This window comes from Brachybacterium avium (assembly GCF_002216795.1).
In the GTDB taxonomy this organism is placed as follows: Bacteria; Actinomycetota; Actinomycetes; order Actinomycetales; family Dermabacteraceae; genus Brachybacterium; species Brachybacterium avium.
Genome location: NZ_CP022316.1, coordinates 1,695,793 through 1,716,133, shown reverse-complemented (window position 1 = coordinate 1,716,133; position 20,341 = coordinate 1,695,793). Strand labels below are relative to the sequence as shown.

The window sequence follows — 20,341 nt, the reverse complement described above, 5'->3', positions numbered from 1 at the left end:
TCCGGACGGGGTGTCGGCGCGGCCTCTCAGCGGTCGATGCCGAGGGTTTCGGCCAGGGTGCCCCGCAGCACCGGCAGCACCCGCCGATGCGAGGCACGGGTGGCTGCGCGGGAGGCGACGTGCACCAGCATCGCGGTGCGCTCGTAGGCGGTCCACGCCCGCAGCCGCTCCCGCAGCGAGTGGACGTCGGTGACCGAGGCGGGCACCGGGCCGTGGACGGTGCGTGCCTGCACGTAGGCGTCGACGAACTCCGCGACCCGCACCTCGCTCATCGGCACGTACCAGGGCCCGCCGTGGACGGTGCCGCCGAGGGAGGCGAGGTCGCGGGCGGGGTCGTCCCCCTGGGCCCACTCGAAGTCGATGTACTGCACACGCGGGAGGGCGGCCGGCTCGTCCCGGCCGTCCCACATGATGTTGGTCGCGCACAGGTCCCCGTGGGCGAGCACGAAGCCGTCCAGGTGCTGGATCTGCCCCTCCACGGCCGCCACCGCCTCGAGCGCGGCCTCCAGCAGCGGGGACAGGCCGTGCTCCCGGATCGCGGCGCCGTGCAGCGTCTGCCAGGACGCGATCTCGCCCTCGACCTCGGACAGCAGGCTCGGCGGGCTGGCGGGCACCGCCGTCCAGGGCTGCGTGCCGGGGCTCACCGGGCCGCGGCCGGGGGCGGCGACCGTATGCAGCCGCGCCAGGAGTTCGGCGTGGGAGCGCAGATGCGTCGCGGTCCAGGCTCTCGGCGCGAGGGCCGCGCCGGGGATCTCCGTGGTCACCACGTAGGGGTGCCCCAGCGGGCTGGTCCCCGCCTCGGCATGGACGGCGATCGGCTGCGGGCCCACCCCCGGCGGGAGCAGGGTCAGCGCGGCGATCTCCCGGTCGAGGTCCTGGTGCAGCTCCTCCGGAGCGACATGCGGGATCCGCACGATCAGCGGTGCATGGTGGGCCGGAAGGACCCTCCAGGCGGCGAAGCGCTCACCCACCCCCGCGAGCGCGACCTGGACCGGACCGGAGAGCATCGCGGGCGGTGCCAGGGCGTCGCTGCGCCAGGCCTCGACCAGCAGTTCGCCCATCGCGGGCGAGACGGGATCCAGCAGCGCCGGAGGATGCTGGGGCTCGTCGGTGGGCATCGCCGCTCCTGTCCATGGGGCCCTCGATCCTATCGAGGCGGCGGCGCGGACCGGGGGAGCGGTCGATACGATGTCCCGGGCGTCCTGCCGGTCCCCGGGGGACGCCCGGCCGCACGTTGCTCGCCCTCGCTCCCCAGCCTCTCCGACGAAGGACACCGCTCCATGGATCTCGCACTGCTCGCTGTCGTCGTCGGGGTGTGCGTGGGGATCGTGGTGGGGGCGCTCGGCGCCGGCGGCGGCATCCTCGCGGTGCCGGTGCTGGTGTTCCTGCTCGGCATGCCCGCCCATTCCGCGACCGCGTCGAGCCTGATCATCGTGCTGATCACCGCGCTGGCGAGCCTGCCGCACCATGCCCGGCACCGGAACGTGGACTGGCGCAACGGCCTGGTGTTCGCGGGGGTCTCCGTGGTCGGGGCGGTGGTCGGCTCCCGGCTCTCCGCCCTCGTGCCCGCGCAGATCCTGCTCACGCTGTTCGGGGCGATGCTGGCGCTGGTCGCGATCTCGATGCTGCGCCGCGCCCTGCGCGCCCGCGCCGAGGAGCGGGTGGCGGAGCACACCAGCCCGGCCGAGGCCGCCACCGAGGAGCCCGTGGCCACCTACGACGATCCGGTGCTCGACCAGCCCGGCCCCGACATGGTCGATACGGCCGACGGGCTGCGCAGTCATCACGGCGAGCCGGAGCTGCCCCTGACCCCGACCCCTCCCGCCTCGCCCCGGCTCTCGCTGGTGATCGCCGCAGCCACCCTCACCGGGTTCCTCACCGGTTTCTTCGGGGTGGGCGGCGGCTTCATCGTGGTGCCGATGCTGGTGATCGCCCTGGGCCTGGCGATGCGCCGCGCCTCCGGCACCAGCCTGCTGGTGATGGTGGTCGCCACGGCCACCAGCCTGCTGGCGCGCCTGGGCACCGACGTGCAGATCGACTGGGTGACCACGCTGATCTTCGCGGCCGGCTCCGCGGCGGGCGGGATCCTCGGCGGCCCCCTCTCGGCGAAGGCCCGACCCTCCACGCTCACCCTGGCATTCTCGGCGCTGCTCGGGGGAGTGGCCGCGGTGACCCTGGTCCAGACGCTGGTGCTCTGAGCTGCCGGATCATGACTGCGCTCCCCGACCATCACCGTCCTGTGGGTCCCCTGCAGGTCACGCTGACGCTCCTGGTCCCGGCGGATGCCCCGGAACTGCTGGACCTCGAGCTGCGCAACCGAGAGCACCTGCTGGTCGGTGCCCCGCCCGGGAGGAGTCGTGGTTCACCGAGGCCGGCCAGAGCACCGCGGTCGCCCAGGCCGTCGCCGACCGGGAGGCCGGCCGCAGCCTGCCGCTCGCGATCCGGCTCGAGGAGGACGGCGTGCAGCGGCTGGTGGGGCGCCTGACGCTCTCCGGCCTCACCCGCGGAGCGTTCCAATCGGCCACGCTCGGGTACTGGGTGGATCATGCGGTCACCGGGCGCGGCATCGCGACGCACGCGGTGCGAGCCGCGATCGCGGTGGCCTTCGGCGGGCTCGCGCTGCACCGGCTCCAGGCCGAGGTGCGGCTCGGCAACGAGGCGTCGGCCCGTGTCCTCGAACGCTGCGGCTTCGCGGAGTTCGGGCTCGCCCCCTCCTATCTGCGACTCGGCGGGGACTGGGCCGACTGCCGTCTGTTCCAGCTGGTCGACGCACACTGGCAGGCCGAGGAGCCCGCCCCCGCGACGGTGCCCGGGCAGACCGTCGTGGGCCCCGAGGTGCCGGCGCTGGAGGAGACGCTGGACCTGTACGACGCGGTGGGCTGGGGCGCCTACACCGCCGAGCCCGCCACCCTGGAGCGCGCGCTCGCCGGCAGCCTGCGGGTGGTCACTGCTCGCCGCGACGGGCGGCTGCTGGGACTGGCCCGGGTGGTCGGGGACGGCGTCACCATCGCCTACCTGCAGGACGTGCTGGTGGCCCCGGAGGCGCACCGCACCGGGCTCGGCCGGCGCCTGGTCGAGGCGGCCTTCGCCCCCTTCGGCGAGGTGCGCCAGCAGGTGCTGCTCACCGATGCCGAGCCCGGCCAGCGGGCGTTCTACGAATCGTTGGGCTTCGTCGAGGCCCATGACCACGAGGCAGATCTGCGCTCCTTCGTGCGCCTGCGCTGAGGCCGCGCAGGCATCGCCCGACCGAGCTGCGGAGCAGCGGATCAGCGGGCGGGGCCGGCCACCTGGCGGACTGCGTCGTCGATGAGGCGGGCGGCGGCCCGGGCGGTGCGGCCGTCGATGTCCAGCGCCGGGTTCAGCTCCACCACGTCCAGCAGGGCAAGCTTCCCGCTGCCGGCCGCGGCGCGCACGGCGGCGGCGATCAAGGGCAGCGGCACCCCGTAGGCGGCCGGGGCCGAGACACCCGGCGCGGTCGCGGCGGGCAGCACGTCGAGGTCGATGGTCAGGTACAGCAGGTCCAGCTCGGCGGTGAACTCCTCGACGAAGCGGGTGATCCCCTCGGCCCCCGCGGCCAGGCACTGCTCATCGGTCCACCACCGCACCCCGAGCTCCTCGGCCTTCGCGAACAGCACCCCCGTGTTCGAGGGCTCCGCGATCCCGAGCACCGCGTAATGCAGGTCCCGGCCCACCTTCTGCTCCGCCGCGGCCATCTGGGCGAAGGGCGTGCCGGAGGTGGGCCGCGACTCCTCGCGCAGGTCGAAGTGGGCATCGAGGTTCAGCACCCCCAGCGCTGTCCCGCGCGCGGCCCGAGCCCGGAGCCGACCAGCCCGAGGTAGGAGGACCAGGCCGTCCCGTGCCCGCCGCCGAGCACCACGGCCAAGCGGGAGCCGGCCCGGTCCAGGGCGGCGGAGGTCAGCGCCGCGGCTGCGGCCTGCCCGGCCTCGAGATCCTCTCCGACGGTCTCGGCGTCGCCGAGATCGTGCAGGCCCACCGTCCCCTCGGCCAGCGGACCGTGCAGCGCCAGCGGGGCCAGCGCCCGGCGCAGCGCCGCAGGACCGTCGGCCGCCCCGACCCGACCCCGATTGCGACGCACGCCCTCCTCGGAGCGGAAGCCGAGCAGGGCCACATGGTCGGAGGCCGGGTCCGCCGCCGCGTCGCGCGGACCGGCGACCACCTGCACCGCCTGGTGCCAGCGCGCGTGCTCGGGGCCGTCGCCGTCGTGCCGCCCGGTCCAGGCGGTGTCGCTGTGGGAAGAGATCGGCATCGGGACTCCTCGTCGGTGCGTGATCCGTGCATGTGATTCGGCCGGTTCCGTCCATCATGGCACCCGGCATCCGGGGGCCGACCGCTGCACCCGCGGCGATGGCATCCTTGTCCGCTATGACGACCCCGAAGGCCCCGGCAGCCGACGCGACGCTGCGCCTGCTCACCTTCCTCGCCTCGCGCCGCTCCCCGGTGCCCGCCGCCCGGATCGCCGAGCAGCTGGCGCTGCCGCGCTCGCGCACCTATGACCTGCTGACCACGCTCGTGCAGCACGGGTACGTGATGCACCTGGAGCAGGAGCGGCTGTACGGGCTGGGCCCCGCGGCGCAGGAGCTCTCCGGCGCCTACCTGCGCCAGGAGCCGCTGGCCCGGATCGGTCGGCGCGTGATCGAGGCGATGGTCGACGAGGTCGGCGAATCGGGCCATCTCGCGGTGCTGCACGGTCGGGACGTGCTCTACGTGATCGAGGAGCGGGCCCGGAACCGGCCCAGCCTGGTCACCGACGTCGGCGTGCGGATCTCCGCCCACCTCACCGCGAGCGGTCGAGCGATCCTCGCCGAGCTCCCACCTGCCCAGCTGCGCGCCCTGTTCGGCACCCGCGAGGACTTCACGAGCCGCACCGCCACCCCCGGCCCGGAGAGCCCGAAGGATCTGCGTGAGCTCCTCACTCGGGTGCGGGCCGACGGGGTCGCGCACGAGAGCGGGGAGGTCACCGAGGAGCTGGCCTCGGTCGCGGCCGTGGTGCACGACCACGCCGGCTGGCCCGTCGCCGCGGTGGCCCTCACCTTCGAGGAGGCACGGACCTCCCAGGCGGTGCAGGAGCGCTGCACGTCCGCGGTGCGCGCCGCGGCCGAGGAGATCGCCCGCAGGCTCGGCGGGCGCCGCCCGGAGACTCCGGTGACGGGCGGGTGACCGCTCCGACACGACGAGAGCCGTGCCGGATCCGTTCGCTCGGTGACTCCCGTGGTCGCCAGCAGTGCTGAGGAAGGAATTTTCGAGGAGCGTTCGTCGTTGACCAGGATGGACGCCCGCACGGGCTGCCGTCCACCACGACGAGGAAAGGGCTGCATGTCTGCGCCGTCGACCACCACCGTCCGCCTCGGGGACTCGGAGCTGAGCATCCATCCGCTGGTCCTGGGGACCAACACGTTCAACGACCCGGCCGCACCGGAGGAGTTCCACACCGTCCTGGACGGTTTCCTCGAGCGCGGCGGCACCCTCCTGGACACCGCGGACCAGTATTCCTTCTGGATGCCGGGCAATTCCGGCGGTGAATCGGAGTCGGTGATCGGACAGTGGCTCACCGCGCGGCGGAACCGCGAGGACGTCATCATCGCGACCAAGGTCTCCGGGAAGCCGGACCTGCAGGGCCTCGCACCGGAGACGATCGCCCGCGGCGCCGAGGAGTCGCTGCGCCGGCTGCAGACCGATCACATCGACCTGTACTACGCGCACTTCCAGGATGACCGGACGCCGATCGTGGAGAGCGCGGCCGCCTTCGACCGGCTCGTGACCGAGGGCAAGGTGCGCGCTGTCGCGCTGTCCAACTTCTCCCCGCAGGCCATCGACGAGTGGTTCCGCGTCGCGGAGGAGAACGGCTTCGCCGCGCCCGTCGCCCTCCAGCCGCAGTACTCCCTCGTCGCTCGCCGGTACGAGCAGGAGCTCGCCGCCACCGCAGAGCGGCACGGCATGTCCGTCTTCCCCTACCAGGTGCTCGCCGGCGGGTTCCTCAGCGGCAAGTACCGCACCGAGGCCGACACCGAGGGTCGCGCCCGCGGCGGGACCGTGAAGGGCTACCTCACTCCGGCCGGCCTGGGAGTCCTGGACGTGCTGGACGACATCGCGGCCGCACACGGCACCGATCCCGCCTCGGTGGCGCTGGCCTGGGCGTCCGCACACGCCACGATCACAGCGCCGATCACGGCCGCGACGTCCCTCGCACAGCTGGATCAGCTCTTCGCCGCAGCCGCCCTGCAGCTGACCGACGAGCAGGTGGCGCGGCTCGACGAGGCATCCGCGACGTTCGTCTGACCCGCCGCCGTCCGCGTCGGCGCCCGCGCCGACGCCGGCACCACGTGTCCGGGATACCGGACACAAGCGGTCGCGAGGCCCTCGACCGGCCTCGTCGGCGGTGGTGTGCTGGGGGTACCCGAGCAGCCCCCGACCCCAGGAGCCAGAGATGTCCCTCCCCGGAGCCCGCCCCGTCCGCGCCGCCCGCGGCACCACCCTCAGCGCGAAGTCCTGGCAGACCGAGGCGCCGCTGCGCATGCTGATGAACAACCTCGACCCCGAGGTCGCCGAGCGCCCCGACGACCTCGTCGTCTACGGCGGCACCGGCCGCGCCGCCCGCTCCTGGGAGGCCTTCGACGCGATCGTGGAGACCCTGCAGGACCTCGAGGACGACGAGACCCTCCTGGTCCAGTCCGGCAAGCCCGTCGGCGTGCTGCGCACCCACGAATGGGCCCCCCGCGTGCTGCTGGCCAACTCCAACCTCGTCGGCGACTGGGCGAACTGGCCCGAGTTCCGCCGGCTCGAGGCCGAGGGCCTGATGATGTACGGGCAGATGACCGCCGGCTCCTGGATCTACATCGCCACCCAGGGCATCCTCCAGGGCACCTACGAGACCTTCGCGGCCGTCGCCGCCAAGCGCTTCGGGGGCACCCTCGCCGGCACCATCACCCTCACCGGCGGCTGCGGCGGCATGGGCGGCGCCCAGCCGCTGGCCGTCACACTCAACGGCGGCGTCTGCCTGATCGTGGAGGTGGACCGCGCCCGCCTCGAGCGCCGCGTCGCCAAGCGCTACTGCCACGAGATCGCCGACGACCTCGATGACGCGATCGCCCGCGCGAACGCCGCCCAGGCCGAGAAGAAGGGCCTCTCCATCGGGATCGTCGGCAACGCGGCGGACGTCTTCCCCGCCCTGCTCGAGCGCCACAAGGCCGGTGACCTGCAGATCGACGTGGTCACCGACCAGACCAGCGCCCACGACCCGCTGAGCTACCTGCCCACCGAGATCACCGTCGAGGACTGGCAGCGCGAGGCCGAGGCCGACGCCGAGGGCTTCACCAAGAAGTCCCGCGAGGCGATGGCCCGCCAGGTCCAGGCCATGGTCGAATTCCAGGACGCCGGCGCCGAGGTGTTCGACTACGGCAACTCGATCCGCGACGAGGCCCGCCACGCCGGTTACGACCGCGCCTTCGAGTTCCCCGGCTTCGTGCCCGCCTACATCCGCCCCTGTTCTGCGAGGGCCTCGGCCCGTTCCGCTGGGTGGCTCTCTCCGGTGATCCCGAGGACATCAAGGTCACCGACGCGGCGCTGAAGGAGCTGTTCCCGAGAACGAGCACCTGCACCGCTGGCTCGACGCCGCGGACGAGTTCGTCGAGTTCGAGGGCCTGCCGGCCCGCATCTGCTGGCTCGGCTACGGCGAGCGCCACAAGGCGGGGATGCTCTTCAACGACCTCGTGCGCGACGGGAAGGTCAAGGCCCCGATCGTCATCGGCCGCGACCACCTCGACTCCGGCTCCGTCGCCTCCCCGTACCGGGAGACCGAGTCGATGCTCGACGGCTCCGACGCGATCGCCGACTGGCCGCTGCTGAACGCGCTGACCTCCACCAGCTCGGGCGCTACCTGGGTCTCGATCCACCACGGCGGCGGCGTGGGCATCGGCCGCTCGATCCACGCCGGCCAGGTGGGTGTCGCCGACGGCACCGACCTCGCGCGGCAGAAGCTCGAGCGTCTGCTGACCAACGACCCCGCCATGGGCGTGATCCGCCACGTCGATGCCGGCTACTCCCGCGCCGACGAGGTCGCCCACGAGCGCGGCGTGCGCGTGCCGATGACCCCGGTGCGCCGGGACTGACCCCGCCCCGCAGCCGCTGCGGAGGCGTGCTCCGGCTGCGGATCTCCGCCCTCTCCACCCCGACCTGCAGGAGCCCCTGGAATGACGAGCACCCTGATCTCCGGCATCAGCGAGCTGTGGACCCTCGATCCCGCTCTGGACGACCCGGCACGCCCCGGCGAGACGACCGATGAGCAGGTGCGGCGCGACGCCGCCCTGGTCATCGAGGACGGGCGGATCGCCTGGACCGGCCCCGCCGCCGAGGCGCCCCCGGCCGACGCCGCCGTCGACCTCGGCGGCAGAGCGGTGCTGCCGGGCTGGGTCGACTCCCACTCCCATCTGGTGTTCGACGGCGACCGCGCCGCCGAGTTCGAGGCCCGGATGGCCGGGCAGTCGTACTCGGCCGGCGGCATTGGCGTCACCACCGACGCCACCCGCTCCGCCTCCGACGAGCACCTGCGCGAACTGGTCCTCGGTCGGATCGCGGAGGCGGTCGCCGGCGGCACCACCTGCCTGGAGACGAAGACCGGGTACGGGCTCACCGTCGCGGACGAGCTCCGCGCCGCCGAGCTCGCCTCCGCACTGGTGCAGGAAGGACAGCTCGACGAGGCGACCTTCCTCGGTGCCCACCTGGTGCCGCGCGAGTTCGCTGATCGGGCCCAGGAGTACGTGGACCTCGTCAGCGGCGAGATGCTCACCGCCGTGGCCCCGCACGTGCGCTGGATCGACGTCTTCTGCGAGGCGGGCGCCTTCGACCCCGGGCAGTCGGAGCAGGTGCTGCGCGCCGGCGCCGCTGCCGGCCTCGGACTGCGCGTGCACGGCAATCAGCTGGGCCGCTCCGGGGGTGTCGCGCTGGCTACCGAGCTCGGGGCCGCGAGCGTCGACCACGTCAACCATCTCGCCGCCGCCGACATCGAGGCGCTCGCGGCCACCACCGCCCGCGACACCGCGCCCGGGGGCCGGCCGGGCCGACTCGCCGTCGACGCCGGACCGACGGTCGCCACCGTGCTGCCGGCCTGCGACCTCTCCACCCGGGCCCCGTTCGCACCGGCCCGGGAGCTGCTGGACGCCGGCGCGGCCGTCGCGATCGCCTCCAACTGCAACCCCGGCACCAGCTATACCAGCGCGATGAGCTTCTGCGTCACGACCGCCGTGCTGCAGATGCACCTCTCGCTGGCCGAGGCGCTCCGCGCCGCCACCCGCGGCGGGGCGCTCGCCCTGCGCCGCACCGACGTCGGCCACCTCGGGATCGGTGCCCGCGCCGATCTGCACGTGCTCGACGCGCCCGCCGCGATCCACCTCGCCTATCGCCCCGGCATGCCGCTCACCCACCGGGTGTGGCGCCGCGGCATCGAGCAGCCCTCGACAGCGAGGGCCTGACCCTCTTCCGCCGCCACCTCGTCCCGCCCCCGCAGTCCTGACCAGAGGAGACCGTCGATGACGACGTCCGACGCTGCGCATGACCCCGGATTCGACGGCGCCGCCGCGCGCCGCAACACCACCGGCATCGAGATCCGCCCGATGCCCGAGAACCGCTGGCGATTCTTCGTCTACAGCGCGATCGGTCTGGCGATGTTCTTCGGCTCCGTCGAGATCGGCGGGGAGTCCACCATCCTGGTGGACCACGCGCTGACCTTCGTGATGTGGGTGCTGGGACCGGCCGTGCCCTGGGTGGTGGTCGCCCTGGTGCTGCTGGGGACCGTGCGCCCCTTCGCCACCGGCAGCTGGAAGCGGTCCACGCTGCGCACCGTCTTCGCACTGCTGAACATCGTGGGCCTGGTGGTCGCGGTCTGCGCGGCGGCCGGCTTCTATCCGGGCCCGCTCGGCAACCCGGACATCGGCCCGTTCCTGTGGGAGAAGCTGGGGATCCCCGTCGGGATGCTCGTCCCCGTCGGCGCCGTGTTCCTGGCGCTGCTGATCAACTACGGGCTGATGGAGTTCATCGGCGTGCTGGTCCAGCCGATCATGCGTCCGGTGTGGAAGGTGCCCGGCCGGGCTGCGGTCGACGCCGTCGCCTCCTTCGTCGGCTCCTACTCGCTGGCGCTGCTGATCACCGACCGCGTCTACCGCGAGGGCCGCTACACCGGCAAGGAGGCCGCGATCATCGCGACCGGCTTCTCCACCGTCTCGGCGACCTTCATGGTGATCGTGGCCAGCACCCTGGACCTGATGCACCACTGGACGCTGTACTTCTTCCTCACCCTGGCGGTCACCTTCGCGGTCACCGCGATCACGGTGCGGATCCCGCCGCTGAGCCGGGTGCCGGATGTGCCCTTCGAAGGCATCGAGCACTCGCCGGAGCCGGCCTCCCGCGGGAACCGTCTCCGGCAGGCCTGGGACGAGGCGATGCGGGCGCTGGCGAACGCCCCCGGGATCGGGCGCGGCACCTGGGCCACCTTCAAGGACGGTGTGCTGATGGCCGCGGCGATCGTCCCCTCGATCCTCTCCGTCGGTCTCATCGGTCTGCTGCTGGCCACCTATACGCCGGTCTTCGACGTGCTCGGCTGGCTGTTCGTGCCGTTCGCGTACCTCGTGCAGCTGCCGGACCCGGCCCTGGCCGGCAAGGCGGTCTCGGTGGGCATCGCGGAGATGTTCCTGCCCGCCACCGTGGTCGCCGGCCACGAGTCCGAGGTGCTGCGCTTCACCGTGGGCGTCACCGCCGTCTCCCAGATCGTGTTCTTCTCCGCGCTGGTGCCCTCGATCCTGGCCACCCGCATCCCGGTCTCCGTGGTGCACATGGTGGTGGTGTGGTTCCTCCGGGTGGTGCTGACCATCCTGATCGCCGCTCCGCTGGCGCACCTGCTGCTGTAGCCGACCATCGGCACCGCCCCTCCCCAACGACCCCGAACCCCAGAAAGGTCCCTCATGACCAGTCCCGTCACCCTCTCCACCTCCGGCCTGACCCCCGCCGACGTCCTCGCCGTCGCCCGCCATCGGGCACACGTCGAGCTCGACCCCGCCGCCCGGGAGCAGGTCGCCGCGGTCCGCGCGCACATCGATGCGCTCGCCGCCGGGGACACCCCCGTCTACGGCGTCTCCACCGGCTTCGGCGCCCTCGCGGACACCGCGATCCCGCCGAGCATGCGCCATGCCCTGCAGCGCTCGCTGATCCGCTCGCACGCGGCCGGGGCCGGCCCGGAGGTGGAGACCGAGGTGGTGCGCGCCCTGATGCTGCTGCGCGCCCGCACCCTCGCCTCCGGACGCACCGGCGTTCGACCCGTCGTGGTCGAGACGATCCTCGCGCTGCTGAACGCGCAGATCACCCCGATCGTCCACGAGTACGGCTCCCTGGGCTGCTCCGGCGACCTCGCCCCGCTCTCGCACTGCGCGATCGTGCTGATGGGCGAGGGCCGCGCCCGCGACCGCGACGGGCAGGAGCGCCCCGTGCCCGAGCTGCTCGCCGAGGCCGGGATCGAGCCCGTGCTGCTCGAGGAGAAGGAGGGGCTCGCGCTGATCAACGGCACCGACGGCATGCTCGGCATGCTGCTGATGGCGATCGCCGACCTCGACGACCTGGTGCGCACCGCCGATCTCACCACCGCCCTGTCCGTGCAGGGCCTGCGCGGCCGCGACAGCGTGTTCCGGCCCGAGCTGCACGCCCCGCTGCGCCCGCACCCCGGCCAGGAGGCCTCGGCCGCGAACATCTTCGCCCTGCTCGCGGACTCCCCGATCGTCGCCGACGTCGCCGCCGAGGGCTCCCGCGTGCAGGACGCCTACTCGCTGCGCTGCGCCCCGCAGGTCGCCGGCGGGGTGCGCGACACCATCGAGCACGCCCGCACCGTCGCCGAGCGGGAGCTCGCCGCCGCGATCGACAACCCCGTCGTGCTCGAGGACGGCACCGTCACCTCCAACGGCAACTTCCACGGCGCGCCCGTCGCCTACGTGCTCGACTTCCTGGCCGTGGTCTCCGCGGATCTCGCCTCGATCGCCGAGCGCCGCACCGACCGGATGCTGGACAAGACCCGCTCCCACGGCCTGCCGCCGTTCCTGGCCGACGACCCGGGCGTGGACTCCGGCTTCATGATCGCCCAGTACACCCAGGCCGCCCTGGTCTCGGAGATGAAGCGCCTGGCCGTGCCGGCGAGCGTGGACTCCATCCCCTCCTCCGCGATGCAGGAGGACCACGTCTCGATGGGCTGGCACGCCGCTCGCAAGCTGCGCACCAGCGTCGAGAACCTGCGCCGCGTGCTCGCGATCGAGCTGCTCACCGCCGCCCGCGCGATCGACCTGCGGGGCCCGCTGGCCCCGTCGGCCCCGAGCGCCGCCGCGATCGCCGTGATGCGCCGCACCGTCGAGGGCCCCGGCCCGGACCGCTTCCTGGCCCCGGACATCGCCGAGGCCGAGGCGCGGCTGCTGGACGGGACGATGCTGGCGGCGGTCCAGGAGGTCACCGGCCCCCTCGCCTGAGAGCGGGGTGCGGAGCCTTCCGCTCGTCGGTGCCCGGGGCCATGCTGGAGCCATGAGCAACGGCGCACGCATCCTCGACGACGAGACCCCGCACCTGGGGTGCGGGATCATCCCCCGCACCTGCTGCAGCAGATCGCCCGCGCCGGTGAGGACCCGCCGGCCGCCGCCGCCGCGCGGACCCTCGCGGCAGGGCTGCGCGTCGCGGGGAACCGGGAGGTCCGGGCGGCGCGCTCCCGCCGCACCGGCCCTCCCGGCGCGGGCACCGGGCTGGTCCCGCCGCACCTGCGACAGCGCCTGGACGGGATCCCGAGCGATACCGGCACGGCCCGGACGGCAGCGGCCCCCGAGACCGCCCTCCGGCGCCGCATCCACGATGCCCAGCAGGGCACCACCCTGCCGGGCGTCCTGGTGCGCGAGGAGGGGCAGGCCTCCGGCGGGGACGAGTCCGTGGACGAGGCCTACGACGGGCTCGGCGCCACCTGGGAGCTGTTCCACCAGGCCTTCTCCCGCAACTCCCTCGACGACGAGGGGATGGCGCTGATCGCCACGGTGCACTACGGCCAGGACTTCCAGAACGCCTTCTGGGACGGCGAGCAGATGATCTTCGGCGACGGCGACGGGGTGTACTTCCAGTCCTTCACCAACGCCGTGGACGTGATCGGTCACGAGCTCACCCACGGGGTCGTCCAGTTCACCGCCGGGCTCATCTATGTCGCCCAGCCCGGGGCGCTGCACGAGTCGATCGCGGACTGCTTCGGGGCGATGGTGAAGCAGCGCCAGCAGGGTCAGAGCGCGGAGGAGGCCGACTGGCTGATCGGCGAGGGCCTGTTCACCGGCCGGGTCCAGGGCGTCGCGCTGCGCTCGATGAAGGCGCCCGGCACCGCCTACGACGACCCGGTGCTGGGGACGGACCCGCAGCCCGCCTCGATGGCGGACTACGCCGATCTCCCGCACGACGAGCAGAACGACAACGGCGGGGTGCATATCAACTCCGGCATCCCCAACCGGGCGTTCTACCTCGCCGCGACCGGGATCGGCGGGACCTCGTGGGAGGGCGCCGGCCCGCTCTGGTACGAGGCGCTGACCCGCCCCGGACTTCCCAAGGACGCCGACTTCGCGACCTTCGCGACCGCGACCCTCGAGGCCGCCGCCCGGGCCCACGGGGAGGGCTCGCCCGAGCACGCCGCCGTCGCGGACGCCTGGCGGAGCGTCGGCGTGCTCGCCGCCGGCGACTGAGCGAGGGGAACCGGTGCTGCTCGGTGTGACAGTGCCCGCTCCCCAGGATTCCCCGATGTCCGCCCTTGTACCCTGAGACCGGACCGCTCCGAGCCGGCCCGTCCCGACAGCACGGGAAGTTCGTCCGCCCCACCTGAAGGAATCCGCATGGGCCAGCTCCACCTCGGCTTCGAGATCGCGGCACTGGCCGTGCTCGTCGTCATCCTCCTCGTCGACCTCCTGATGGTCCTCAAGCGGCCGCATCTGCCGTCGCTGAAGGAGTGCGCGGGGTGGATCGCCTTCTACGTCGGCCTCGCACTGGTGTTCGCGGTGGTGCTGTTCTTCGTGGGCGGCATCGAGCCGTCCTCCGAGTTCGTCACCGGGTGGCTGCTCGAGTATTCGCTGAGCATCGACAACCTGTTCGTCTTCATCGTGATCATGACGAAGTTCGCCGTGCCGAAGAAGTACCAGCAGGAAGTGCTGATGGTGGGCATCATCATCGCGCTGATCGCCCGGGCGCTGTTCATCGTGGCCGGTTCGGTGCTCATCGAGAACTTCGCCTGGGTCTTCTACATCTTCGGGATCTTCCTGCTGTGGACCGCGTGGAAGCAGACCACCGAGGAGGAGGACGACGGCTCCGACTCCTTCATCATGCGGACCGTGCGCCGACTGCTCCCCGTCTCCGAGAACTACGACGGCAACAAGCTGCGCACCCTCGTGGACGGGAAGAAGCTCTTCACCCCGATGCTGCTGGTGTTCATCACCATCGGGCTGACCGACGTCATGTTCGCGCTGGACTCGATCCCGGCGATCTTCGCGGTCACCCGCAACCCGTTCCTGGTCTTCACCGCCAACCTGTTCGCCCTGATGGGCCTGCGCCAGCTGTACTTCCTCCTCGGCGGCCTCCTGGAGCGCCTGGCCTACCTGCACTACGGCATCGCCGCGATCCTCGGCTTCATCGGCATCAAGCTGATGATCCACGCGATCCACGAGGCCCCGCTCGAGTTCATCCCCGGCTTCTCGGTGCTGCAGAAGGTCCCCGAGGTGCCGATCTGGCTGTCGCTGACGGTCATCGTGATCTCGATGGGCGGAGCGGTCGTGGCCTCGCTGCTGTTCGCGCCGAAGGCGTCCCGGCAGGTCGAGGGCGGGTCCGGCGAGGAGCCGGAGCACGACGACGCGGAGCACTGAGCCCGGCGCAGGACGCCGCCGGTGCGGCGCTGCCCGCGCGGCGTACAGTCGTGAGCACGGGGCCGGGTGGACCGGCCCGCAGGTGATCCTGCACGAAGGAGTCAGCGGTGGACGAGGCCTCCGATCCGGCCGGCGAGGACGTGTGCTGGCTGGGGCTGCTGTGCCCGGAGTGCGGTGCCATGCCCGAGGGGGAGGGTGCACGGGATCCGAGCGTGCCCTGCTGGCGCTGCGGGGCCGTGCGCGCGCAGGATCCCGAGGGCGAGGACGGCGGCTCCGCGTGAGCGGGAGCGCAGGTGAGCTCGGAGCCGACAGCACCGCCGCTGCGCCGCTCCCGCTATTCCCGATCGCGCTTTCGTCGGCGCCTGCCGGGGATCAGGAAGTCCGCTAGGAAGCTCACCAGGACCTCGATCACCACGCTCATCGACTCAGGATAGTCGTGGCTCGTGCCTGCCGGTTCCGGCGAGCACCGTCGGCGCTCGGGTGCAGAACTGAGCGTCCACCTCGGCGCGATGCCGGTCGTCGCGTCGGTCCTCGCCTCAGCCCGCGGGAGTCGCGAAGCCGCCGTTGGACAGCAGCAGCTGCCCGCGGATCCAGGCGCCCTGCGCTGAGAGCAGGAACCGCGTCAGGTCCGCGACCGTGTCCGGGCCGCCGAGCTGCCCGCCGGGCGTCTGCGCGGCGCAGGCGCGACGCACCTCGTCATCCATCCAGCCGGTGTCGATCGGGCCGGGGTTGATCACGTTGGTGCGGATACCGCGGTCCGCGAGCTCATGGGTGCCGGCCAGCACCAGACGGTCCAGTGCTCCCTTGGTCGCGCCGTAGGGCAGGTTGTGCGCGGTGTGGTCGCTGGTCAGCGCGATCATCACGCCACCCGGGGTGTCCGTGCCCGGCTCGACCTGCTGCGCGAAGGCCTGCAGCAGCAGCCAGGTGGCCCGCACGTTGACCGCATAGTGCCGGTCGAAGCTCTCCACTGTGGTGTCCAGGATCGAGGAGTCCACCGATTCGCAGTGGCAGGTCACGACCGCACCCAGCGGGCCCAGCGCCTCCCGGGCGGCGGTGACGAGCGAGGGCGGCACGGCGGGGTCCTCGAGGTCGCCGGGCAGCAGCTCCACCCGGCGCCCATCGGCGCGCAGCTCCTCGGCGAGCAGCTCGACGTCGGCGTCCTCGCCGAGCACCCGGCGGTCGTAGGGGGCATGGAAGTTCAGCGCCAGGTCATAGCCGTCTGCGGCGAGGCCGCGCGCGATCGCGGCGCCGATCCCGCGCCGACGGCCGACGCCGGTGAGCAGGGCGGTGCGGGGCTGGGCGGCAGCGGGAGGCGGAGCGGGGGAGGCCATGAGAGCGACGCTAGAGTCGCGCCCTCGCGGCGGCAAGCGGTTTTCGCGGGCACCGCCGGTCAGGACTCATCGGGCAGGTCCCACACGACGTGCCCGTCCCCGCCGAGGCGTGCGCCCCCGCTGGGCTCATGCGGCCGCTGCTGCCCCGAGTGCATGAGGTCGGCGACGTCCGCCCCGTGCTCGAGCAGCATCACGTCCGCGATCAGCCGGCGATGACAGCGCCACCACACGGCCTCCGAGCACATCACGGCGGTGCGCCCGCGCGAGAGATCGTCCCGCAGCTCGGCGATCCCGGCGCGGAACTCCTCGCTGCGCGTCCACCCGGCGTAGGCGCGGAACTGCGCGACCCGCCACCAGGTGTCGGGGGAGGCGGCATCCTCCTCCTTGGTGAGACGGCGCCGCCCGCCCAGCCGCTCGTCCCAGCGGTAGTCGATCCCGGCCGTGGTGCAGATCTCCTCGACGACGCCGCGCGCCGCCGCGTCGTTGGTGCGGGAGCCGGGGAAGCGGCGCACATCCACCAGCTGGGTGATCCCGGCCCCGGTGAGCAGCGCGGCGAGCTCCTCCCGCTCCAGCCGGCCGTGGCCGACGGTGAGCAGCGCGCCGGGCGCCTCGGTGGTGGTCATGACGTGGAGGTGAACAGCTGCAGGGCCCGGGGCTCGAACAGGGCGAGCCTCCCGCAGCTCGTGCACGAGAGCACTGCGGCCTCCGGGCTGAACGCATCGACCCCGAACATGGTCGCGGTGCTGCTGCTCATCACCACGTGCCGGCTCCAGAACCATCCCTGGCCGCAGTGGTCACAGGTCACGGTGCGCTCGCCCGCGACCGCCCAGACGGGCTCACTGGTCGCCATCGTCGCTCCTCTCGGTCATCCTCGTCAGGACATCCGCGCTCGTTCGCAGCTCGACCTGCGGCGGGAACAGGCCCATGGTGTGCAGGGCCGCGGCGCCGTTCTCCGGGCTCGAGGCCGCGCAGGCATCGGTGACCACGGTGAGGTGCGCCCCGGCGTCGGCAGCGGCGAGCACGGTGGTGAGCACGCAGCAGTCGGTCGAGACCCCCGCGACCAGCAGCTGCGGGGCAGGGCCGACGATCCCCTCGAGCTGCGGTCCCCACTTCCCGAACGTCGGTTCGTCCACGGTGGGGTGGGCGGAGAGCGCGGCGGCGCCGTCGACCAGCTGGTAGAGCGGGTCCGCGGCGGAGACATCCGCGAACGGCCAGGCCCGGAAGTACTCACCCCAGGCGGTGCTGCGGTCGGCGGTGGGCAGCCAGCGGCTGAGCAGGGTCCGCTCGGGGCCGACCTGTGCGGCGAGCTGCTGGATCCGCGGCCAGCTCTGCTCCCAGAACGGCGAGGCCCAGTCTGATTCCGGGGCGGCGAAGATCCGCTGCGGGTCGATGATCAGCAGCCAGGGCGCCTCGCGGGACGCGGGCACAGGGGGCATGGACGGGATCCTCTCCGGGTGGTGCTCGATGCGCGACGAGATCGATGTGGGGCCAGGGTAGTCGGCCCGTCGTCGTGGCCGCAGGGCCCCGAGCACCGCGGGAGCCACCGCGGACCCGGCTCCGGCCAGGCACAGCACCCCACCGAGCGCCGCGAGCGGCGGTGGCACCTCGCCCAGCAGCAGCCAGGCCATCACCACGGTGAGGGCGGGCACCAGGAGGGAGGAGGAGCTGAGCAGTCCGGCCCCGGTGTGGGTCAGGGCATATCCCCACAGCAGGAACGCGAAGGCGGTGGGGAACAGGCCGAGGTAGACGACGCCGAGGACCGCGCCGAGCGGAGCGGCTCCCACCTCAGCTACGAGGGTCGGGGCGAAGGGCAGGCAGGCCAGGGCACCGGCCAGCACTCCGATCACCGTCATCGAGGTGGAGTCGACGTGGGCGAGCAGGAGCTTCTGCACGAGCACGCTGCCGGCGTAGAGCAGCGCCGCGACCAGCCCCAGCATGACGCCCACGCCCGACAGACCCCCGGTGGAGGCCCCGACGGAGATCAGCACGATGCCGCTGAAGGCGACCAGCACCCCGGCCAGCAACCGCACGGAGAACCCCTCCCCGAGCAGCAGGCCCGACGCGACCGCCACGATCAGCGGGGCCAGGTTCACCAGCATCGCCGCCGTGGCCGCATCGAGGAAGAGCTCGGCGGCGTTGAGCACCACGAGATAGGCCGCGAACCAGGCGATCCCCCAGCCGGCCACCGCCGCCCACAGCCGCGGGCTCCGGGGTGCTCGCACCCGGCCCAGGACGAGGAGGGGCAGCAGCGCGATCGAGGCGGCGCTCACCCGCAGGAGCGTCATCGCCCCGGGGGAGAAGTCATTGCCGGCGACCCGGATGACCAGGAAGGACGAAGCCCACATGAGCATCACCCCGAGTGTTGCGAGCCAGGGCAGGGCCGGGTGGGGCGGCGGGGGACGCATGAGGACATCATGAGGCCTGCCGGCCGGGTGCGGCGTCTCCTGTGTGCCCCGGGCGGTCCGCCACTGCTGCCCGGAGGTCGACGCCCGGTGCCTCAGCCCCGCCTGAGGATCCTCACCGCTGTTCCTGCGCCCGGATCTTCCCGCGCCGGGCGAACCAGGTCACCGCGAAGCCCAGCACCAGCGCCAGCAGCACCCCGATGTTGGAGTACGCCCAGTTGCCCTCCCAGTAGGACCCGGCCGGGTCGTCCACGAAGGTGCCCAGGCCCAGCGGCTGGAGCAGGTAGCCCTGCCAGTTGTTCCAGGGAGCGGCCTCGGTGAAGGAGTTGACCACCAGCCCCCAGCCCAGGACCGAGGCGACCACCATGGTGATGATCGAGGTCCAGTCGAAGGCGCCGTAGCGGCCGGCCGGATCGAACAGCGCCTGCTCGTCGTAGTCGGCGCGGCGGCTGAGGATGTCGGCGATGAGGATGCCGGCCCAGGCCGCGATCGGCACGCCCAGGGTGATCAGGAAGCTCTGGAAGGGGCCGATGAAGCTGGTGGCGAAGAACGCCACCCAGATCGTGCCGGCGGTGAGGATCAGCCCGTCGACCGCGGCGGCCGCCGGGCGCGGGATGTTGATGCCGAGGCTGATCAGGGTGAGCCCCGAGGAGTAGATGCCCAGCACGGCGCCGGAGACCAGGGTCAGCACCGCGACGATCCAGAAGGGGATCAGCGCCCACAGCGGCAGGATCGTGATCAGCGCGCCGATGGGGTCGTCCTCGATGGCGCCGGCGAGGCCCGTGTCGGAGCCGGCCAGCAGCAGGCCGAAGATCACCAGCACCACCGGGGCGGCGGCCCCGCCGACGGTGTTCCACAGCACGATCGAGCCGTCGGAGGCCGTGCGCTTCTGATACCGCGACCAGTCCGCCGCGATGTTGATCCAGCCCAGCCCGAAACCGGTCATCACCATCACCAGCGCGCCGACCATCGCCTGCGGGGAGCCGTGCGGCATCGAGACCACCGCGGCCCAGTCGATGTGGGGGATCGTCAGGACCATGAACAGGATCGTCATCGCACCGGTCGCCCAGGTCAGGATCGACTGGAGCTTCATGATGGTGTGATACCCGAGCACGCTGGCGCCGACGATCAGGGCCGCGATGACGATCGTGGCGATCACGGTCACCGCCTGGCCCGAGGCGAGCCCCAGCACATCGAAGACGGTCGCGGTGGCGAGCACCGCGGAGATCGCCAGCGAGGTCTCCCAGCCGATCGAGGTCAGCCAGGAGACGATCCCGGGCACCTTCTGCCCATGCACGCCGAAGGCCGCGCGCGAGAGCACCATGGTGGGGGCGCTGCCGCGCTTCCCCGCGATGGCGACCAGCCCGCACAGCAGGAAGCTGATGATGATGCCGATGATCGCCACCACCGTCGCCTGCACGAAGCTGATGCCGAAGCCGAGCAGGTAGGAGCCGTAGCTCATACCGAACACGGAGACGTTCGCGGCGAACCAGGGCCAGACCAGATCCCGGGGCTTCGCGGTCCGCTCGGTCTCGGCGATGATCTCGATGCCGGTGGTCTCGATGACGCCGGCGCCGCCCACGGGCGCAGCGGGCGAGGGGACAGGGCGGTCGGGGGATGTCATGGCTGCTCCGGGGAGGAGGGCCGGCGGCGCCGGCCGAGGGCAGGGGCAAGGGTGCTCTGCAGTCTCCCA

General features: G+C 72.6%; 18 protein-coding genes and 1 pseudogene. 11 read left to right on the top strand and 8 right to left on the bottom strand.

Translation table 11 applies throughout. From position 1 onward, the window contains the following. Positions 1-26: 26 nt before the first annotated feature. Positions 27-1,118, bottom strand: a complete 1,092-nt coding sequence (locus CFK39_RS07745) for a phosphotransferase family protein (protein ID WP_089064988.1) — start codon at positions 1,116-1,118, stop codon at positions 27-29. Between the two features lie 162 nt (positions 1,119-1,280). On the opposite strand from CFK39_RS07745, the gene CFK39_RS07740 reads away from it, so the two are divergent. Both CFK39_RS07740 and CFK39_RS17330 read left to right on the top strand, forming a co-directional pair. Beyond that, on the top strand, positions 1,281-2,198 hold the full coding sequence (locus CFK39_RS07740; protein WP_089064987.1) for a sulfite exporter TauE/SafE family protein: 918 nt from the start codon (positions 1,281-1,283) through the stop codon (positions 2,196-2,198). Position 2,199: 1 nt separating this feature from the next. Next, a complete protein-coding gene (locus tag CFK39_RS17330) occupies positions 2,200-3,225 on the top strand; it encodes a GNAT family N-acetyltransferase (protein WP_338027718.1) in 1,026 nt (341 codons plus the stop codon). Positions 3,226-3,266: 41 nt separating this feature from the next. Here the strand turns inward: CFK39_RS17330 and CFK39_RS17325 are convergent, their stop codons facing one another. Together CFK39_RS17325 and CFK39_RS17320 are read right to left on the bottom strand one after the other, a co-directional pair. After that, a complete protein-coding gene (locus CFK39_RS17325; RefSeq protein WP_338027711.1) occupies positions 3,267-3,785 on the bottom strand; it encodes an arginase family protein in 519 nt (172 codons plus the stop codon). Continuing rightward, a complete protein-coding gene (locus CFK39_RS17320) occupies positions 3,779-4,267 on the bottom strand; it encodes an arginase family protein (protein WP_338027710.1) in 489 nt (162 codons plus the stop codon). Before CFK39_RS17320 ends, CFK39_RS17325 begins: the two co-directional genes overlap by 7 nt. 116 nt (positions 4,268-4,383) lie before the next feature. On the opposite strand from CFK39_RS17320, the gene CFK39_RS07725 reads away from it, so the two are divergent. From CFK39_RS07725 to CFK39_RS16225, 9 genes and pseudogenes are all read left to right on the top strand, one after another. Further along, positions 4,384-5,178, top strand: a complete 795-nt coding sequence (locus CFK39_RS07725) for an IclR family transcriptional regulator (RefSeq protein WP_089064985.1) — start codon at positions 4,384-4,386, stop codon at positions 5,176-5,178. Between the two features lie 156 nt (positions 5,179-5,334). Next, positions 5,335-6,297 (top strand): aldo/keto reductase, encoded by a 963-nt coding sequence (locus CFK39_RS07720; protein WP_089064984.1) that lies wholly within the window; start codon positions 5,335-5,337, stop codon positions 6,295-6,297. 148 nt (positions 6,298-6,445) lie between these two features. Continuing rightward, positions 6,446-8,126: pseudogene (gene hutU / locus CFK39_RS07715) on the top strand (urocanate hydratase). Positions 8,127-8,207: 81 nt separating this feature from the next. Then, positions 8,208-9,485, top strand: coding sequence for an amidohydrolase family protein (locus tag CFK39_RS07710; protein WP_089064983.1), 1,278 nt, complete (start codon positions 8,208-8,210; stop codon positions 9,483-9,485). Between the two features lie 57 nt (positions 9,486-9,542). Continuing rightward, a complete protein-coding gene (locus tag CFK39_RS07705; RefSeq protein WP_089064982.1) occupies positions 9,543-10,916 on the top strand; it encodes a YjiH family protein in 1,374 nt (457 codons plus the stop codon). A gap of 54 nt (positions 10,917-10,970) precedes the next feature. Beyond that, complete coding sequence (hutH, locus tag CFK39_RS07700) at positions 10,971-12,512, top strand: histidine ammonia-lyase (protein ID WP_089064981.1); 1,542 nt, start codon at positions 10,971-10,973, stop codon at positions 12,510-12,512. A 99-nt stretch (positions 12,513-12,611) separates the two neighbouring features. Further along, the gene (locus CFK39_RS07695) at positions 12,612-13,748 is read left to right on the top strand and encodes a M4 family metallopeptidase (protein WP_157697107.1); all 1,137 of its coding nucleotides are present in this window, start codon (positions 12,612-12,614) and stop codon (positions 13,746-13,748) included. Between the two features lie 147 nt (positions 13,749-13,895). Continuing rightward, positions 13,896-14,915, top strand: coding sequence for a TerC family protein (locus tag CFK39_RS07690; protein ID WP_089064980.1), 1,020 nt, complete (start codon positions 13,896-13,898; stop codon positions 14,913-14,915). Positions 14,916-15,022: 107 nt separating this feature from the next. After that, positions 15,023-15,196, top strand: a complete 174-nt coding sequence (locus CFK39_RS16225) for a hypothetical protein (protein ID WP_157697106.1) — start codon at positions 15,023-15,025, stop codon at positions 15,194-15,196. Between the two features lie 255 nt (positions 15,197-15,451). Here CFK39_RS16225 and CFK39_RS07685 read toward each other — a convergent pair whose 3' ends face one another. From CFK39_RS07685 to CFK39_RS07660, 5 genes are all read right to left on the bottom strand, one after another. After that, positions 15,452-16,246, bottom strand: a complete 795-nt coding sequence (locus tag CFK39_RS07685; protein ID WP_089064979.1) for an SDR family oxidoreductase — start codon at positions 16,244-16,246, stop codon at positions 15,452-15,454. A gap of 59 nt (positions 16,247-16,305) precedes the next feature. Continuing rightward, positions 16,306-16,869, bottom strand: a complete 564-nt coding sequence (locus CFK39_RS07680; protein ID WP_089064978.1) for a DUF488 domain-containing protein — start codon at positions 16,867-16,869, stop codon at positions 16,306-16,308. Continuing rightward, entirely contained in the window at positions 16,866-17,096 is a 231-nt protein-coding gene (locus CFK39_RS07675) for a hypothetical protein (RefSeq protein WP_089064977.1), read from the bottom strand. The genes CFK39_RS07680 and CFK39_RS07675 overlap by 4 nt, the downstream gene beginning before the upstream one ends. Then, complete coding sequence (locus CFK39_RS17315; RefSeq protein WP_338027709.1) at positions 17,083-18,651, bottom strand: isochorismatase family protein; 1,569 nt, start codon at positions 18,649-18,651, stop codon at positions 17,083-17,085. Before CFK39_RS17315 ends, CFK39_RS07675 begins: the two co-directional genes overlap by 14 nt. A gap of 112 nt (positions 18,652-18,763) precedes the next feature. Continuing rightward, the gene (locus CFK39_RS07660) at positions 18,764-20,272 is read right to left on the bottom strand and encodes a purine-cytosine permease family protein (protein ID WP_089064976.1); all 1,509 of its coding nucleotides are present in this window, start codon (positions 20,270-20,272) and stop codon (positions 18,764-18,766) included. Between the last annotated feature and the right edge of the window lie 69 nt (positions 20,273-20,341).

Coding starts and splice junctions, on each gene's coding strand:
- CFK39_RS07675 (WP_089064977.1), bottom strand. CDS start 17,096: ATGGCGACCAGTGAGCCCGTCTGGGCGGTCGCGGGCGAGCGCACCGTG.
- CFK39_RS07720 (WP_089064984.1), top strand. CDS start 5,335: ATGTCTGCGCCGTCGACCACCACCGTCCGCCTCGGGGACTCGGAGCTG.
- CFK39_RS07740 (WP_089064987.1), top strand. CDS start 1,281: ATGGATCTCGCACTGCTCGCTGTCGTCGTCGGGGTGTGCGTGGGGATC.
- CFK39_RS07690 (WP_089064980.1), top strand. CDS start 13,896: ATGGGCCAGCTCCACCTCGGCTTCGAGATCGCGGCACTGGCCGTGCTC.
- CFK39_RS07680 (WP_089064978.1), bottom strand. CDS start 16,869: ATGACCACCACCGAGGCGCCCGGCGCGCTGCTCACCGTCGGCCACGGC.
- CFK39_RS17320 (WP_338027710.1), bottom strand. CDS start 4,267: ATGCCGATCTCTTCCCACAGCGACACCGCCTGGACCGGGCGGCACGAC.
- CFK39_RS07660 (WP_089064976.1), bottom strand. CDS start 20,272: ATGACATCCCCCGACCGCCCTGTCCCCTCGCCCGCTGCGCCCGTGGGC.
- CFK39_RS07725 (WP_089064985.1), top strand. CDS start 4,384: ATGACGACCCCGAAGGCCCCGGCAGCCGACGCGACGCTGCGCCTGCTC.
- CFK39_RS07710 (WP_089064983.1), top strand. CDS start 8,208: ATGACGAGCACCCTGATCTCCGGCATCAGCGAGCTGTGGACCCTCGAT.
- CFK39_RS07705 (WP_089064982.1), top strand. CDS start 9,543: ATGACGACGTCCGACGCTGCGCATGACCCCGGATTCGACGGCGCCGCC.
- CFK39_RS07685 (WP_089064979.1), bottom strand. CDS start 16,246: ATGGCCTCCCCCGCTCCGCCTCCCGCTGCCGCCCAGCCCCGCACCGCC.
- hutH (WP_089064981.1), top strand. CDS start 10,971: ATGACCAGTCCCGTCACCCTCTCCACCTCCGGCCTGACCCCCGCCGAC.
- CFK39_RS17315 (WP_338027709.1), bottom strand. CDS start 18,651: ATGCGTCCCCCGCCGCCCCACCCGGCCCTGCCCTGGCTCGCAACACTC.
- CFK39_RS07745 (WP_089064988.1), bottom strand. CDS start 1,118: ATGCCCACCGACGAGCCCCAGCATCCTCCGGCGCTGCTGGATCCCGTC.